Annotated in this window: 12 protein-coding genes; all 12 read left to right on the top strand. The window is 61.8% G+C overall.

Annotated features, from left to right (window positions below; translation table 11 throughout):
• Positions 1-222 precede the first annotated feature (222 nt).
• The 12 genes from FX982_RS10410 to ureC all read left to right on the top strand — a co-directional run bounded on the left by FX982_RS10410 (position 223) and on the right by ureC (position 14,463).
• Entirely contained in the window at positions 223-3,687 is a 3,465-nt protein-coding gene (locus tag FX982_RS10410; protein ID WP_172610574.1) for a dermonecrotic toxin domain-containing protein, read from the top strand.
• Positions 3,688-3,934: 247 nt separating this feature from the next.
• Entirely contained in the window at positions 3,935-5,200 is a 1,266-nt protein-coding gene (gene urtA / locus FX982_RS10405; RefSeq protein WP_172610573.1) for an urea ABC transporter substrate-binding protein, read from the top strand.
• 185 nt (positions 5,201-5,385) lie between these two features.
• Positions 5,386-6,972: an urea ABC transporter permease subunit UrtB gene (gene urtB / locus FX982_RS10400; protein ID WP_172610572.1), complete on the top strand. Its 1,587-nt coding sequence runs from the start codon at positions 5,386-5,388 to the stop codon at positions 6,970-6,972.
• Positions 6,972-8,051, top strand: a complete 1,080-nt coding sequence (gene urtC / locus FX982_RS10395) for an urea ABC transporter permease subunit UrtC (RefSeq protein ID WP_122625656.1) — start codon at positions 6,972-6,974, stop codon at positions 8,049-8,051. Before urtB ends, urtC begins: the two co-directional genes overlap by 1 nt.
• Entirely contained in the window at positions 8,048-8,902 is an 855-nt protein-coding gene (gene urtD, locus FX982_RS10390) for an urea ABC transporter ATP-binding protein UrtD (protein WP_172610571.1), read from the top strand. The genes urtC and urtD overlap by 4 nt, the downstream gene beginning before the upstream one ends.
• 154 nt (positions 8,903-9,056) lie before the next feature.
• Positions 9,057-9,755 carry an urea ABC transporter ATP-binding subunit UrtE gene (gene urtE, locus FX982_RS10385; RefSeq protein WP_172610570.1) on the top strand — a complete coding sequence of 233 codons (699 nt, stop codon included), beginning with the start codon at positions 9,057-9,059 and terminating at the stop codon, positions 9,753-9,755.
• Between the two features lie 53 nt (positions 9,756-9,808).
• Complete coding sequence (locus FX982_RS10380; protein ID WP_172610569.1) at positions 9,809-10,654, top strand: urease accessory protein UreD; 846 nt, start codon at positions 9,809-9,811, stop codon at positions 10,652-10,654.
• A 186-nt stretch (positions 10,655-10,840) separates the two neighbouring features.
• A complete protein-coding gene (locus FX982_RS10375; RefSeq protein WP_065987752.1) occupies positions 10,841-11,143 on the top strand; it encodes an urease subunit gamma in 303 nt (100 codons plus the stop codon).
• A 61-nt stretch (positions 11,144-11,204) separates the two neighbouring features.
• Positions 11,205-11,756, top strand: coding sequence for a GNAT family N-acetyltransferase (locus FX982_RS10370; RefSeq protein WP_172610568.1), 552 nt, complete (start codon positions 11,205-11,207; stop codon positions 11,754-11,756).
• A gap of 26 nt (positions 11,757-11,782) precedes the next feature.
• The gene (locus FX982_RS10365; RefSeq protein ID WP_172610567.1) at positions 11,783-12,319 is read left to right on the top strand and encodes a GNAT family N-acetyltransferase; all 537 of its coding nucleotides are present in this window, start codon (positions 11,783-11,785) and stop codon (positions 12,317-12,319) included.
• Complete coding sequence (locus tag FX982_RS10360; protein ID WP_065987755.1) at positions 12,316-12,621, top strand: urease subunit beta; 306 nt, start codon at positions 12,316-12,318, stop codon at positions 12,619-12,621. The genes FX982_RS10365 and FX982_RS10360 overlap by 4 nt, the downstream gene beginning before the upstream one ends.
• 141 nt (positions 12,622-12,762) lie before the next feature.
• On the top strand, positions 12,763-14,463 hold the full coding sequence (gene ureC, locus FX982_RS10355; protein WP_172610566.1) for an urease subunit alpha: 1,701 nt from the start codon (positions 12,763-12,765) through the stop codon (positions 14,461-14,463).
• Positions 14,464-14,538 lie beyond the last annotated feature (75 nt).

Here is a 14,538-nt window from a genome sequence, read left to right as displayed (position 1 = left end):
TGATGAATTCCTCCTCATTCCGGGTTTCAGGTTCCGCACCTGTTTTTTCTGTTCATTAAATGCCCTCCTCCTCCGCGAAAAATCCTACCTGCCTGGTTGCGTTTCCTTCGCGTCCAGAGCTGTCCCCACCTACAGACGCACGCCTCACGCCTTGACTACATGAAACGAGTCGCCGAACCCGTCGGTTCTGCGAGTCATCCCTCATGTATATGAACAGGCGCCATGAATTCCACGAACGTTACCGCTACACCCCTGCTCGACGTCGACAGCTCTGCCTTGACGATTTACACCCTTCCCGATTTCAACCAGGCCCTGGAGCAGACGCTCACTGACTGCCTTCGCCTGAGCCACCCCGAGCTCGCGTTTGATTACGCCAGTGCATGGCTTGTCTGCCAGGAGCGAAGCATCGAACCCGGCGTCACGGAAGTCACCACCCACAGCCCGCTGCTTGCCAGCCTGACAGCGCACTTCACCGGGTTCTTTCGGTGGCAGAACGTCGTGTCTGCCGGGCTCTACACCACTGAGTTTCCTTCGCCGGAAACGTCCCCCATTGGCGGGCTGGACCGCGACGCACTGGCTGCTCTTTATGCAGCCGTCGCGCAAGATCTGCCCGATCGCTATAAACAAACACTCTCGGATCACTGGGCAGAGGTTCAGCCCTCCGGAAAAACGCGGCGTGAGGACTTCCTCGCGGACCGGGTCAAACTGCTCAGGCTGGAAGGCCAGATGCGGGTCGAAAAAGGCGAGTTTCGTCCGCATCTGTTCAGCATGCTCAACGCCACACTGGATTACGGCATGGACACCTCGGCTGATCCCCTGCAGAAACACGACGTGTTCAACCTGTGGCTGGGGACGAGCTCTACTGCACTTTTTCCCCTGACCGGGGCATTTGTGATCACCGAGCAACGCACCGATCAGGTGCCGGCAACCGACGACGAGTCAGTCGGCGAGGTCGTTCTTTACACCCCTGCTGGCAGTCTGGAACGTTTCGATTCAGTGCATCAGCTCACCGACACCCTCACCCGTCGGCTTGCCGACACAACTCAACGCCGCCAATTGCTGGGCCATCTCAGGCTGGACGACGTTGTCGCAATGGCGCTTCCCAATTCTGACAGTGAGCAGCCCCCCATACGCTGGGGCTTGCAAAAGCTGGGCAATAATTTCATGAGCCTGCTGCTGACCTCGCAGGTCATCAAACAGAAGGCAGACTTCGATCACGCGGTGAACATCGCTCAGTCCCTGAGTCTCAATCCACCGTCCTTTCAGCGCCTCATTCTAGACTTGATGGCATCGGATCAACTGTTCGATAACCACCGCATCGAGCAACAGCTGGACTGTGATGTGGTCCGCGAACAGATGCCCGACTGGTGGGGAAAAATGAGTGAGGAGCAGCAGGTCGAATGGACCCGCGATGCGACGGCTTACGCTCAGTCTATCCAGTCCATTCGGCGCATCAGCCTGGACCACTTCAACACGCCGCAAGCTGACAGCGCCCACGTCATCACCGCATACGTCGATGCAACGGTCACCGCCGCACTGGCAGAGAAAAACATTCAACTGTCGCCCCGACAGATTCTGGTAACCGCGATGTTCCACCAGCCCATCCCGGCGCGCTTTTACCCTGTCACCGTGCTGGAAACCGAGACTCACTCGCAGACCTTCTCGCTGCACGCACTGGCCCACGACAACACACTGCGGGCGACAGCTCAGGATGCCAGCGAGTTGCGGGTTGCAGACGAACACGGTGTAGCGATACCGGGACTCTCAGAGGCGTTCGTGAAAGAACTACTGGCGCGAATCGAGATTCCAAAGCGGCTGGATGACTACCTTGCCGAACACCTTGATCACTCCGAGTACGCTGTGCAGTTGAAGCAACAGCACCGCGAGTTGCTGTTGGCACGACTGGGCATGGCGTATAGGGAGAGTCAGCTCAACGGATTTCCCGAGAATCGTCTGCGCTGGATCAAAGCGGCACTGGACGGCCCCGATTCGGAGCAGCGTCAGAAGGTGGACGGGGTCAGCATCGAAGTACGATTACTGCACATCGGTGGGGTCAAGATCCCGGACGTCATGCTGATTGCCCCGGCCGGCAGATTCGACAAGGGGCCTCTGGCCCTTTGCACCCTCAATGCGCCAGATAACGTGGTGTTCCGCGCCTTCAACAGCATGTTCCACCTCACACAGACTTTTCTGGAACACGACACGTACAAATCCTACATGGCGAGGCTGCTGCCCCTGTCGGACAGGCGCCAGGCTCGGCAGATGCTCGATTATGAGGAGTGGCTCAAGCACTGGCGCCTCCCTGACGTACTGACGTCGCTGCCGGGGCCGGTTCCCGTTCCGTCCCACTTGACGCACCCCGTGGTGTTTGTGCCGCAGAAGGGCGATCTGTTGGACGAGTATTTCGCCGTCAGGATCCGCCAGTTGAAAGAGCAGGCGAAATCGCTGCTGACCCCGCCCGACGATGGCGGGTCCCGCTGGCAAAACTTCGACATGGCCGTGAGCGTGTCGCTGTTGCTGTTGCCCGCGCCCGTCATGATTCCCCTCGCCCTCGGAATGGGACTGGCTAATGCCTGGAGCGGCTTTCAGAAAGTGAACGAAAACGACTGGGACGGTGCCGCACAGGAATTCCTCGACGCCGCCGGATATCTGCTGACGGCGGGTATCGGCAAGGCCAGCGGCGCCGCCGTGAAGGGCCATCACCTGACGATGATAAAACGTCCGCATCTGGTTCGCCGCACCGGACGCGGAGGACAGGTGCAGATCGGCTATCTGATGTCCCCCGCCGGAGCGCCCTACTTTGCCGAGTCCGGCATGATCACGCGGCTGGACCCGAATAAATTCACCGAGATTACCCTCGGTTCCGAAACGGGTTACGTGACTCGACGCTTCAACCTGTTCGGACGGTCTCGCCTGTATCGCCTCCATCCTCGGGACCCCGCGCTGCTGATCCATGAAGACGAGTACGTCGTGCGATCAAGCGCCGGTAGCTGGAGGAAACTTTCGCAGCCGTTCGCTCGCCTGAGCCCGCAGGCCGATCGACAGGCCCGGCGTGAGCTGAGGCTGTTGCTCACCGGATGGCCGTTCCCGTCTGAAGGCATCACCCTCGTTGAGCCATCCCTTGATGAACCCCGGTTCCTGGCCCTGGCCGAGCGAGCGCGAGCAGAGCTGTACCCCGACTTGTTGGACTACATAGAAGGCGGTTCTGCAGAGATCAACCAACTCCTGAGAAGCGGAGCGCGAACGCCCAAGACGAAAGCGTTTCTCAACCAGTTCTACCGCCTGCGGTCCTGGAAAGGCGATGCATTCCGTGCCGCGCGCATCACGGACGAGGGTCTGCAGCAGCTGCGCCGCGAGCTGGGTGCAGTATTTGTCGACGCAGGGGTGCAGTCGGCTTCCATCAGCCGGGGAAATGCCGTGCGATGGAGCCTCGACGCATTCGTGACGGACCAGGCACCGAGCAATACGCATCCAGGGTTTCTGATCTTTGCGCCGTCTGTACCGAAGAAGAACATGTTCTCGGGCTTTCTCGCCGACCACGTCGCTATCCCGCCCGGCACTCGCCTGCAACTCAGGGCATTACACGAAGTGAACGGACAGGCATTCGCCTACTTCACCGCGCCGGACACGATGGTGTACGAAACCTTTGATCTATTTACCGGGGAGCGCGAGCTGTTCGTGAGATAGCCGCGTTATCCGGGTGCCTCAACCCCCACCCCGCGGCACCGAACGGTGTCGCACCACTTGAGCGCGCAGGACGCACCAGCCGCCGTACACCGATCCACGTTGGTGCGCGGCGCCCGTTGCAGGCGACGTTTTCATTCCATTTCGCGACGTAAGCAGCCTTGGCCCAGCGTTTGCTAAAGCCTAAGCAGACTCAACTCTGCACCGCCAACAGCCGTCATCTAAAAAAATCAAAGAATGGAGCTAGCCAATGAAGCGTCGTAGTTTGCTGAAAGCGTTCACTTTGTCTGCATCGATCGCAGCGATGGGTTTGACCTGGACCGCTCAGGCGGCCGAGACCATCAAGGTCGGCATTCTGCATTCTTTGTCCGGCACCATGGCCATCTCCGAGACCTCGCTCAAGGACATGGCGCTGATGACCATTGATGAGATCAACGCCAAGGGCGGCGTCAACGGCAAGATGCTTGAGCCGGTGGTGGTCGACCCGGCGTCGAACTGGCCGTTGTTTGCGGAGAAAGGGCGTCAGTTGCTGACTCAGGACAAGGTCGCCGTGGTGTTCGGCTGCTGGACCTCGGTGTCGCGCAAGTCGGTGTTGCCGGTCTTTGAAGAGCTGAACGGCCTGCTGTTCTACCCGGTGCAGTACGAAGGCGAAGAGATGTCACCGAACGTGTTCTACACCGGCGCCGCGCCTAACCAGCAGGCCATTCCTGCGGTTGAATACCTGATGAGCGAAGACGGCGGCGCGGCCAAACGCTTCTTCCTGCTGGGGACCGACTACGTCTACCCACGCACCACCAACAAGATTCTGCGCTCGTTCCTGCACTCCAAAGGTGTCGCGGACAAGGACATCGAAGAGGTCTACACCCCGTTCGGTCACAGCGATTACCAGACCATCGTGTCGAACATCAAGAAGTTCGCGGCGGGCGGCAAGACGGCGGTGATCTCCACGGTCAACGGCGACTCCAACGTGCCGTTCTACAAAGAGCTGGGCAATCAGGGCCTGAAAGCCACCGACGTACCGGTGGTGGCGTTCTCGGTCGGCGAAGAAGAACTGCGCGGCGTCGACACCAAACCGCTGGTAGGCAACCTGGCGGCGTGGAACTACTTCGAATCGGTGAAGAACCCAGTCAACACCAAGTTCGTCGCCGACTGGAAGGCCTACGCCAAGGCGCACAACCTGCCGAACGCCGACAAGGCCGTGACCAACGACCCGATGGAAGCCACGTACGTGGGTATCCACATGTGGGCTCAAGCGGTCGAGAAAGCCAAGTCCACCGATGTGGATAAAGTCCGCGACGCCATGGCCGGCCAGACCTTCGCCGCGCCGTCGGGCTTCACCCTGACCATGGACAAGACCAACCACCACCTGCACAAGCCGGTGATGATCGGCGAAATCAAGGCCGACGGTCAGTTCAACGTGGTCTGGCAGACCAAAGAGCCGATTCGTGCCCAGCCTTGGAGTCCGTTCATTCCGGGCAACGACAAAAAGCCTGACTATGCGGTGAAGAGCAACTAAGCGGCACAGGGTAAACGGTCGGCTGAAATGTTCCGGCTGAACCTATCCCTGTAGGAGTGAGCTCGCTCGCGATTGCGATCTGCCTGTGACGATGATGTCGGCTGGTATACCGCGATCGCGAGCAAGCTCACTCCTACAGGTTCCCCGTCTGACGTTACGTCGCGCGGGTGCTTCCAGGACTCGATATGCCCAGATATTTCCACCTTCTTCTCGCGCTGTGCCTTTGGCTGCCTTTCGCCGCCCACGCCAGCGATGCCGGCGACTTTGTCGCGGCCGACTCCTCCGCGCGCGCCCAACTGCTGGAAAGCTGGGCCGCCAGGCCTGATCCGGCGCGCGTTGAATTACTGGTTGCCCTGCAGGATGGCCGCGTCGCTGCCGACAGCAGCAACCGGCCGTTCATCCAGAACGGCGACAGTTTCATCGCCGTCGACCCTGACGCCCCCGCGCTGGCCGATGCGCCCAACCCAGATACACCCCAAGCCATCAGCCTGAACAACCGTCTGCGCGGCCTGATCAACACCGCGCTCGCAAGCCATCAGCTGCTCGCTGCCGACCCCAAGGTTCGCCTGGCCGCCGCGCAAATCCTGCAAAAAAGCGCCCGCCCGGCGCAGTTGCCCTTGCTGGTGCAACAAGTGGCGAGCGAGCAGGACGACAGCGTTCACTCTGCGCTGAACCTGGCACTGGCCAACCTGCAGTTAGTCGACGTCAGCCCCACCGTGCGCCTCGCCGCCGTGCGCCTGCTCGGTGAAACCGGCGATCCACTGGCCCGCACCCGTCTCGAAACCCTGCTCGAACCCAACGTCGAAACTGACCCCAGCGTGCGTCTGGCGGCGGAGACGAGTCTGGCTCAGGTCAAACGCAAATTGATGTTCGGCGAGATCCTCGGGCAAGCCTTTGCCGGCCTGTCGCTCGGGTCGATTCTGCTGCTGGCGGCGCTGGGACTGGCGATCACCTTCGGCCTGCTCGGCGTGATCAACATGGCCCACGGCGAGATGCTGATGCTTGGCGCCTACGCCACCTACGTCGTGCAGATGATGTTTCAGCGTTACGCCCCCGGGGCCCTTGAGTTTTATCCGCTGGTGGCGCTGCCCATCGCGTTTTTCGTCACCGCCTGCATCGGTATGGCACTGGAACGCACGGTCATACGCCACTTGTACGGTCGCCCGCTGGAAACCCTGCTGGCGACGTGGGGCATCAGCCTGATGCTGATTCAACTGATTCGCGTCGTGTTCGGCGCGCAGAACGTCGAAGTGGCGAACCCGGAATGGCTGTCGGGCGGCATTCAAGTGCTGCCCAATCTCGTGCTGCCCTGGAACCGCATCGTCATCATCGCCTTCGCGCTGTTCGTCGTTGTGCTGACCTGGCTGCTGCTGAACAAAACCCGCCTGGGCCTGAACGTGCGCGCCGTGACCCAGAACCGCAACATGGCCGCCTGCTGCGGCGTGCCCACCGGGCGCATCGACATGATGGCCTTCGGGCTCGGCTCCGGCATCGCCGGGCTGGGTGGCGTGGCGCTGAGCCAGATCGGTAACGTCGGTCCTGACCTGGGCCAGAGCTACATCATCGACTCCTTCCTGGTGGTCGTACTCGGCGGCGTCGGTCAACTGGCCGGCAGCGTCACGGCGGCCTTCGGGCTGGGCATCGCCAACAAGATTCTCGAACCGCAGATCGGCGCCGTACTGGGCAAGATCCTGATCCTGGCGCTGATCATTCTGTTTATTCAGAAACGTCCGCAAGGCCTCTTCGCACTCAAAGGACGGGTGATCGACTGATGAATCAGCCACTGATGGTCACTGCCGCGCAACGCGCCGGCACCCAAGTTACGGTCGCGGTCGGCGTGGTGATTCTCGCCCTGCTGATCGCTTTGCCGTTGCTCTCCCTGCTGCCTGAAAGCAACAGTCTGCAAGTCTCGGCTTACACGCTGACCCTGGTAGGCAAAATCCTCTGCTACGCGATCGTTGCGCTGGCACTGGATCTGGTCTGGGGTTACGCCGGTCTGCTGTCCCTGGGCCACGGGCTGTTCTTCGCCCTGGGCGGCTACGCGATGGGCATGTACCTGATGCGTGAGGCGTCGGGCGATAGCCTGCCGGCGTTCATGACGTTCCTGTCGTGGACCGAACTGCCGTGGTACTGGGTTGGCACGCAGCATTTCCTCTGGGCCATGTGCCTGGTGGTACTGGCGCCGGGGTTGCTGGCGCTGGTGTTCGGCTTCTTCGCCTTCCGTTCGCGGATCAAGGGCGTGTATTTCTCGATCATGACCCAAGCCCTGACCTTCGCCGGGATGCTGCTGTTCTTCCGCAACGAAACCGGCTTTGGCGGCAATAACGGTTTCACCAACTTTCGCAGCATTCTGGGTTTCAGCATCACCTCCCAGGGCACCCGCGCGGTGTTGTTTCTGCTCACGGTAGCGTTGCTCGCGGGCAGCCTGTTCGTCGGCTGGCGTCTGGCGCGCAGCAAGTTCGGGCGCGTGTTGACCGCCGTGCGTGACGCCGAAAACCGCCTGATGTTCTGCGGCTACGACCCGCGCGGCTTCAAGCTGTTCGTGTGGGTGTTGAGCGCGGTGTTGTGCGGCTTGGCCGGGGCGTTGTACGTGCCGCAGGTCGGCATCATCAACCCCAGCGAAATGTCGCCGACCAACTCCATTGAAGCGGCCGTCTGGGTCGCCCTGGGCGGTCGCGGCACGCTGATCGGCCCGCTGCTCGGCGCCGGTGTGGTCAATGGCATGAAGAGCTGGTTCACCGTGGCCTTCCCTGAATACTGGCTGTTCTTCCTCGGCGCGCTGTTCATCGTAGTGACGCTGTACCTGCCCAAAGGCGTGATCGGCCTGATCAAGAAAAGGGGCGACCAATGAAAAGCACTCCGACGCCCGCATTCGATCCAGTGCTCGACCCGAACAGCGATGCCGGCACCAGCCGCGACGCCATCGGTCTCGGTCAGGTGGCTGGCAAAGGGCTGAACACGCTGCACGGCACGATCCTCACGCTGGAAGACATCAGCGTCAGTTTCGATGGCTTCAAGGCCCTCAACGATCTGAATCTGTACATCCGTGTCGGCGAGCTGCGTTGCATCATCGGCCCCAATGGCGCGGGCAAGACCACGCTGATGGACGTGATCACCGGCAAGACCCGCCCCAGTCACGGCAAGGCCTGGTTCGGCGAAACCCTCGACCTGACCAAGATGAGCGAAGTGCAGATCGCTCAGGCCGGGATCGGCCGCAAGTTTCAAAAGCCCACGGTGTTCGAAGCCCTGAGCGTGTTCGAGAACCTGGAGCTGGCGCAGAAGACCGACAAGTCGGTATGGGCCAGCCTGCGGGCGAAGCTCAACGGCGAACAGCGCGACCGCATCGACGAGGTGCTGGAAACCATTCGCCTGACTTCATCGATGTCGCGCCCCGCCGGGCTGTTGTCCCACGGTCAGAAGCAGTTTCTGGAGATCGGCATGTTGCTGGTCCAGGACCCGCAACTGCTGCTGCTCGACGAGCCCGTCGCCGGCATGACCGACGCCGAAACCGAATTCACCGCCGAGCTGTTCAAGCGCCTGGCCGGCAAGCACTCGCTGATGGTGGTCGAGCACGACATGGGCTTCGTCGGCACCATCGCCGACCACGTCACCGTCCTGCACCAGGGCAGCGTGCTGGCGGAGGGGTCACTGGAAGACGTGCAGGCGGATGAACGGGTGATTGAGGTGTATCTGGGGCGGTGAACCGCCCAGCGGCAAGCTTTTAGCGGCAAGCGACAAGCTAGAAGCGCGCACTCCGATCGGCTTTTTCTTGCAGCTTGAAGCTTGGGGCTTACAGCTTGTGAGGAACGAACGCTTTTTCTTGCAGCTTGCAGCTGATGAATCCGAGGAAATCAAATTGTTAACCGTCACTCAGCTGCATCAGTTCTACGGCGGCAGCCACATCCTCCGAGGTCTGTCGTTTGACGTGAAGATCGGCGAGGTCACCTGCCTGCTCGGTCGTAACGGCGTGGGCAAGACCACGCTGTTGAAAGTGCTGATGGGGCTGCTACCGGCCAAAGAAGGCGTGGTGCAGTGGGACGCCAAGCCGATCACCGGCTTCAAGCCCCACCAGCGCGTGCATTCCGGGATCGCCTACGTGCCCCAGGGCCGGGAGATTTTTGGCCGACTGACCGTTGAAGAAAACCTGCTGATGGGCCTGTCGCGGTTCCCGGGCGCGGAGGCCAAGGAAGTCCCGCCGTTCATTTACGAGCTGTTCCCGGTGTTGCTGCAGATGAAGCATCGGCGTGGCGGTGACTTGTCCGGCGGCCAGCAACAGCAACTGGCGATCGGTCGCGCTCTGGCCAGTCGCCCTCGACTGCTGATTCTCGACGAGCCCACTGAAGGCATTCAGCCCTCGGTGATTAAGGAAATCGGCGCGGTGATCAAAAAGCTCGCCGCCCGCGGTGACATGGCGATCCTGCTGGTCGAGCAGTTCTACGACTTTGCCGCCGAGCTGGCGGATCAGTACATCGTCATGTCCCGCGGCGAGATCGTCCAGCAGGGCCGCGGCGAAAACATGGAGGCCGAAGGCGTTCGGGGTCTGGTCACCATTTAATTAATGCGCCGATCAGCTAAGGTACTGACCTTCGATAAAACGATAATCGACTTATGAATCTTCCTGCCCACACCGCCCTGTTCACCCCCAGCTGGCATGCCGAGCTGGAGCTGGCGTATGGGCGTTTCGGCGACAGTACGCGCCCGACCCAGCGACGCCACAAAGGTCCGTTGCGGGTGCAAAAGCATCTGTACGCCGAAGGCCCGCAGGTCTGCCAGCACATCATCGTTCACCCGCCGGGCGGCATTGCCGGCGGCGATCGGCTGGACATCAGCGCCAGCGTCGGCGCCAATGCCTGGGCGCAACTGACCAGCCCCGGCGCCGCGAAGTGGTACCGCGCGGCAGGGCCGGCTTATCAACAGCTGGACATCAAGGTCGCTGCAGGCGGCACGCTGGAGTGGCTGCCGCAGGAGAGCATCGTGTTCAGCGAGGCCAAGGCTGAACTGACCACGCGGATCGATCTGGAAGGCGACGCCCGGCTGTTCTACTGGGACGTGGTGGCGCTGGGCAGGCCGGCCAGTGGCGAGCGTTTCGATCAGGGGCATTTTCAGGCGCATCTGGACATTCGGCGTGACGGCAGCCTGCTGTGGCACGAGCGCCAGCGCATCGTCGGCAATGACGGTTTGCTGGATTCGCCCATCGGCCTGGGCGGCAAGCCAGTGTTCGCGACGCTGATCGTGACCGGAGAAATCGACGCTGAATTGATGGAGCGCTGCCGCGAGCTGGCGGAGCATTCTCCCGTGCGCGGCGACCTGAGCCAGTTGCCCGGCCTGATCATCGCCCGTTGCCTGGCAGCCGAAGCACTGCACGCGCGGGCCTGGCTGCTCGAATTATGGAAACTTCTGCGCCCTGCCCTGCTGGGCCGGGAAGCGGTGGCGCCGAGGATTTGGAGTACATGATGGGCCGCGTTCCCCGATCCGCGCCCTCGGGAACACGCATAGACATCCTGTAGGAGTGAGCTTGCTCGCGATAGCGATCCGTCAGATAGGAATATGTCTCTGACACACCGCAAATCGCGAGCAAGCTCACTCCTACAGATACATTGCAGCGCTGACTCATTCAGTTATTTGAAACGGACAAGACCCATGGATCTGACCCCACGCGAAAAAGACAAGATGCTGATCTTCACCGCAGGCCTGGTCGCCGAGCGGCGGCTGGCACGCGGTGTGAAGCTCAATTACCCGGAAGCGATGGCCTTCATTTCCGCCGCCCTGCTGGAAGGTGCGCGCGACGGCCAGACCGTTGCTGACCTGATGCACTACGGCACCACCCTGCTGACCCGTGACCAAGTGATGGAAGGCATCCCGGAAATGATCCCGGAAATCCAGGTCGAGGCCACCTTTCCGGATGGCACCAAGCTTGTCACCGTGCATCAGCCCATCGCCTGAGCTGCGCATTGAAGCTGAGATGCCCACTGAAACAGCCACACAGGAACCCGTGGAAACGAACATGACCTATTCGATTCGTGACGCATTGCCGACGGACATGCCGGCCGTGCTGGCCATCTACAACGACGCCGTGCTCAACACCACGGCGATCTGGAACGAGCAACCGGTGGACCTCGCCAACCGCGAAGCCTGGTTCGCCGCGCGCCAGGCCCAGGCGTACCCGATTCTGGTGGCGGTCGACGCCGACGATCAGGTGCTGGGCTATTCGTCGTTCGGCGACTGGCGGCCATTCGAAGGCTTTCGCCACACCGTTGAGCACTCGGTTTACGTGCGTGCCGATCAACGGGGCAACGGCCTGGGTCCGCTGCTCATGAAAGCGCTGATCGAACGCGCCCGCGCCTGCGACAAGCACATGATGGTCGCGGCCATCGAAAGCGGAAACGCAGCGTCGATTCACCTGCACGCGCGCGAGGGTTTCATCACCACCGGGCAGATGCCCCAGGTCGGCACCAAGTTCGGCCGCTGGCTGGACCTGACCTTCATGCAGCTGGACCTGTCGCCAGGCGCCTCTGCTCCACCCTCGCAAGCGCCCGGCATCAAGCCTGTCGCCTGAATGTTCATTCTGAAAGGATTTCGCCCATGAATGCCGCCCACTTACGCCGTGTCACGCCAGAAAGTTTTGCCCACTACCGCCCGGGGCTGGTGGCGCTATTGCTCGACGCCGTGCAAGACGGCGCGTCGGTCGGGTTCATGGCGGATCTAGGCGCCGAGGAGGCTGCCGACTGGTGGGACGGCGTCAAAGCCGAGGTCAAGCAGGGCAACGTGCTGCTGTGGGTGGTGGCAGAAGAAGACCAGGTGCTGGCGACGGTGCAATTGGCGCTGTGCCAGAAGGCCAACGGCCTGAACCGCGCGGAGGTGCAGAAATTGCTGGTGCTCAGTCAGGCGCGTCGGCGCGGGCTGGCAACTCAATTGATGACAGCGGTCGAGCAAGCGGCCCAGCAGCATCAGCGCGGGCTGTTGTTTCTGGACACGCTGGCAGGTTCCGATGCTGAAGATTTCTATCGTGCGCTGGGTTACGAGCTGTCGGGTCTGCTGCCGGACTACGCCTGCAACCCTGACGGCGAATACAAGGCCACGGCCATTTACTACAAGTTACTGTCGAGGAAGAGCGCATGATTCCTGGTGAGTACCAGATCCAACCCGGCGACATCGAGCTCAACGCCGGTCGCCGCACCATCACCCTGAGCGTCGCCAACAGCGGCGACCGGCCGATTCAGGTCGGCTCGCACTTTCATTTTTTCGAGACCAACGACGCCCTGACCTTCGACCGCGCCGCCAGCCGGGGCATGCGCCTGAACATCCCGGCCGGCACCGCCGTGCGCTTCGAGCCAGGGCAGGCGCGGGAAGTGGAACTGGTGGACCTGGCCGGGTTGCGGCGGGTTTTCGGGTTTGCCGGAAGAGTTATGGGTGAACTGTAAAACGCGTCCACTTTCCAGCCAGGTCAAGCTGCAAGCGCCAAGCCACAAGCGCCAATCACAGCAGTCCGCGGCGTACACAACATTCGCTTTTACTTGCAGCTTGCCGCTTGAGGCTTGCCGCTTTGATTCGAGGAACGAAGTATGAAGATCAGCCGACAAGCCTACGCCGACATGTTCGGCCCCACTGTCGGCGACCGTGTGCGTCTGGCCGACACCGAGCTGTGGATCGAGGTCGAGCAGGATTTCACCGTCTATGGCGAGGAAGTGAAGTTCGGCGGTGGCAAGGTCATTCGTGACGGCATGGGCCAGGGCCAGGGCGTGGCTGCCGAAGTCGTCGACACGCTGATCACCAACGCACTGATCGTCGATCACTGGGGCATCGTCAAAGCCGACGTCGGCCTCAAGGACGGGCGCATCGCGGCCATCGGCAAGGCCGGCAACCCGGACATCCAGCCCGGCGTGACCATCGCCATCGGCGCTGCGACCGAAGTGATTGCGGGCGAAGGCATGATCCTCACCGCCGGCGGCGTCGACACCCACATCCACTTCATCTGCCCGCAGCAGATCGAAGAAGCGTTGATGAGCGGCGTCACCACCATGATCGGCGGCGGCACCGGCCCCGCGACAGGCACCAACGCGACCACGGTCACGCCCGGCAAGTGGCACATGATGCGCATGCTGCAGGCCGCCGAAGCGTTCCCCATGAACATCGGCTTCACCGGCAAAGGCAACGTCAGCCTGCCCGAGCCGCTGATCGAGCAGGTCAAGGCCGGCGCCATCGGCCTCAAGCTGCACGAAGACTGGGGCACCACGCCGGCGGCCATCGACAACTGCCTGAGCGTTGCTGATCAGTACGACGTGCAGGTGGCGATCCACACCGACACCCTGAACGAATCCGGCTTCGTCGAAACCACCCTGGCGGCGTTCAAGAACCGCACCATTCACACCTACCACACCGAAGGCGCCGGCGGCGGTCACGCACCGGACATCATCAAGGCCTGCGGCTTCCCTAACGTGCTGCCGAGCTCGACCAACCCGACCCGGCCGTTCACCCGCAACACCATCGACGAGCACCTGGACATGCTGATGGTCTGCCATCACTTGGACCCGAGCATCGCCGAAGACGTCGCGTTCGCCGAGAGCCGCATCCGCCGCGAAACCATTGCCGCCGAGGACATTCTTCATGATCTGGGCGCATTCTCGATGCTCAGCTCCGACAGCCAGGCCATGGGCCGCGTCGGCGAAGTGATCATGCGCACCTGGCAGACCGCCGACAAAATGAAACGCCAGCGCGGGCCATTGCCTGGTGACGGCGAGGGAAATGACAACTTCCGCGCCAAACGCTACATCGCCAAATACACCATCAACCCGGCGATCACCCACGGCATCAGCCATGAAGTGGGCTCGGTGGAAGTGGGCAAATGGGCTGACCTGGTGCTCTGGCGCCCGGCTTTCTTCGGCGTGAAACCGACGCTGATCCTCAAAGGCGGGTCGATTGCCGCGAGTCTGATGGGCGACGCCAACGCCTCGATCCCGACCCCGCAGCCGGTTCACTACCGCCCGATGTTCGCCAGCTACGGCAGCTCGTTGCACGCCAGCAGCCTGACCTTCATCAGCCAGGCGGCCTTTGATGCCGGCGTTCCGGAGCAGCTGGGGCTGAAGAAACAGATCGGCGTGGTGAAGGGCTGCCGCAGCGTGACCAAAGCCGACCTCATCCACAACGACTACCTGCCGAACATCGACGTCGACCCGCAGACCTATCAGGTCAAGGCGGACGGCGTGCTGTTGTGGTGCGAACCGGCCGAGGTCTTGCCGATGGCGCAGCGGTATTTTCTGTTCTAAGCGGAGAACTCACTTCCTTGTGGGAGCGAGCTTGCTCGCGAAGGGGCCGGCGCATCCACCCACCCTTTCAGTGGC

The sequence above is a fragment of the Pseudomonas graminis genome, from assembly GCF_013201545.1.
Classification (GTDB): domain Bacteria; phylum Pseudomonadota; class Gammaproteobacteria; order Pseudomonadales; family Pseudomonadaceae; genus Aquipseudomonas.
Note: the sequence above shows the minus strand (reverse complement) of the source record. Positions and strands in the feature narration are given on the sequence as shown.

Bases quoted from the DNA above. Each gene is read 5' to 3' on its own strand.
- FX982_RS10370 (WP_172610568.1), top strand. From the start codon at position 11,205: ATGACCTATTCGATTCGTGACGCATTGCCGACGGACATGCCGGCCGTG.
- urtD (WP_172610571.1), top strand. From the start codon at position 8,048: ATGAAAAGCACTCCGACGCCCGCATTCGATCCAGTGCTCGACCCGAAC.
- FX982_RS10410 (WP_172610574.1), top strand. From the start codon at position 223: ATGAATTCCACGAACGTTACCGCTACACCCCTGCTCGACGTCGACAGC.
- urtA (WP_172610573.1), top strand. From the start codon at position 3,935: ATGAAGCGTCGTAGTTTGCTGAAAGCGTTCACTTTGTCTGCATCGATC.
- FX982_RS10365 (WP_172610567.1), top strand. From the start codon at position 11,783: ATGAATGCCGCCCACTTACGCCGTGTCACGCCAGAAAGTTTTGCCCAC.
- FX982_RS10380 (WP_172610569.1), top strand. From the start codon at position 9,809: ATGAATCTTCCTGCCCACACCGCCCTGTTCACCCCCAGCTGGCATGCC.
- urtB (WP_172610572.1), top strand. From the start codon at position 5,386: ATGCCCAGATATTTCCACCTTCTTCTCGCGCTGTGCCTTTGGCTGCCT.
- urtC (WP_122625656.1), top strand. From the start codon at position 6,972: ATGAATCAGCCACTGATGGTCACTGCCGCGCAACGCGCCGGCACCCAA.
- FX982_RS10375 (WP_065987752.1), top strand. From the start codon at position 10,841: ATGGATCTGACCCCACGCGAAAAAGACAAGATGCTGATCTTCACCGCA.
- FX982_RS10360 (WP_065987755.1), top strand. From the start codon at position 12,316: ATGATTCCTGGTGAGTACCAGATCCAACCCGGCGACATCGAGCTCAAC.
- ureC (WP_172610566.1), top strand. From the start codon at position 12,763: ATGAAGATCAGCCGACAAGCCTACGCCGACATGTTCGGCCCCACTGTC.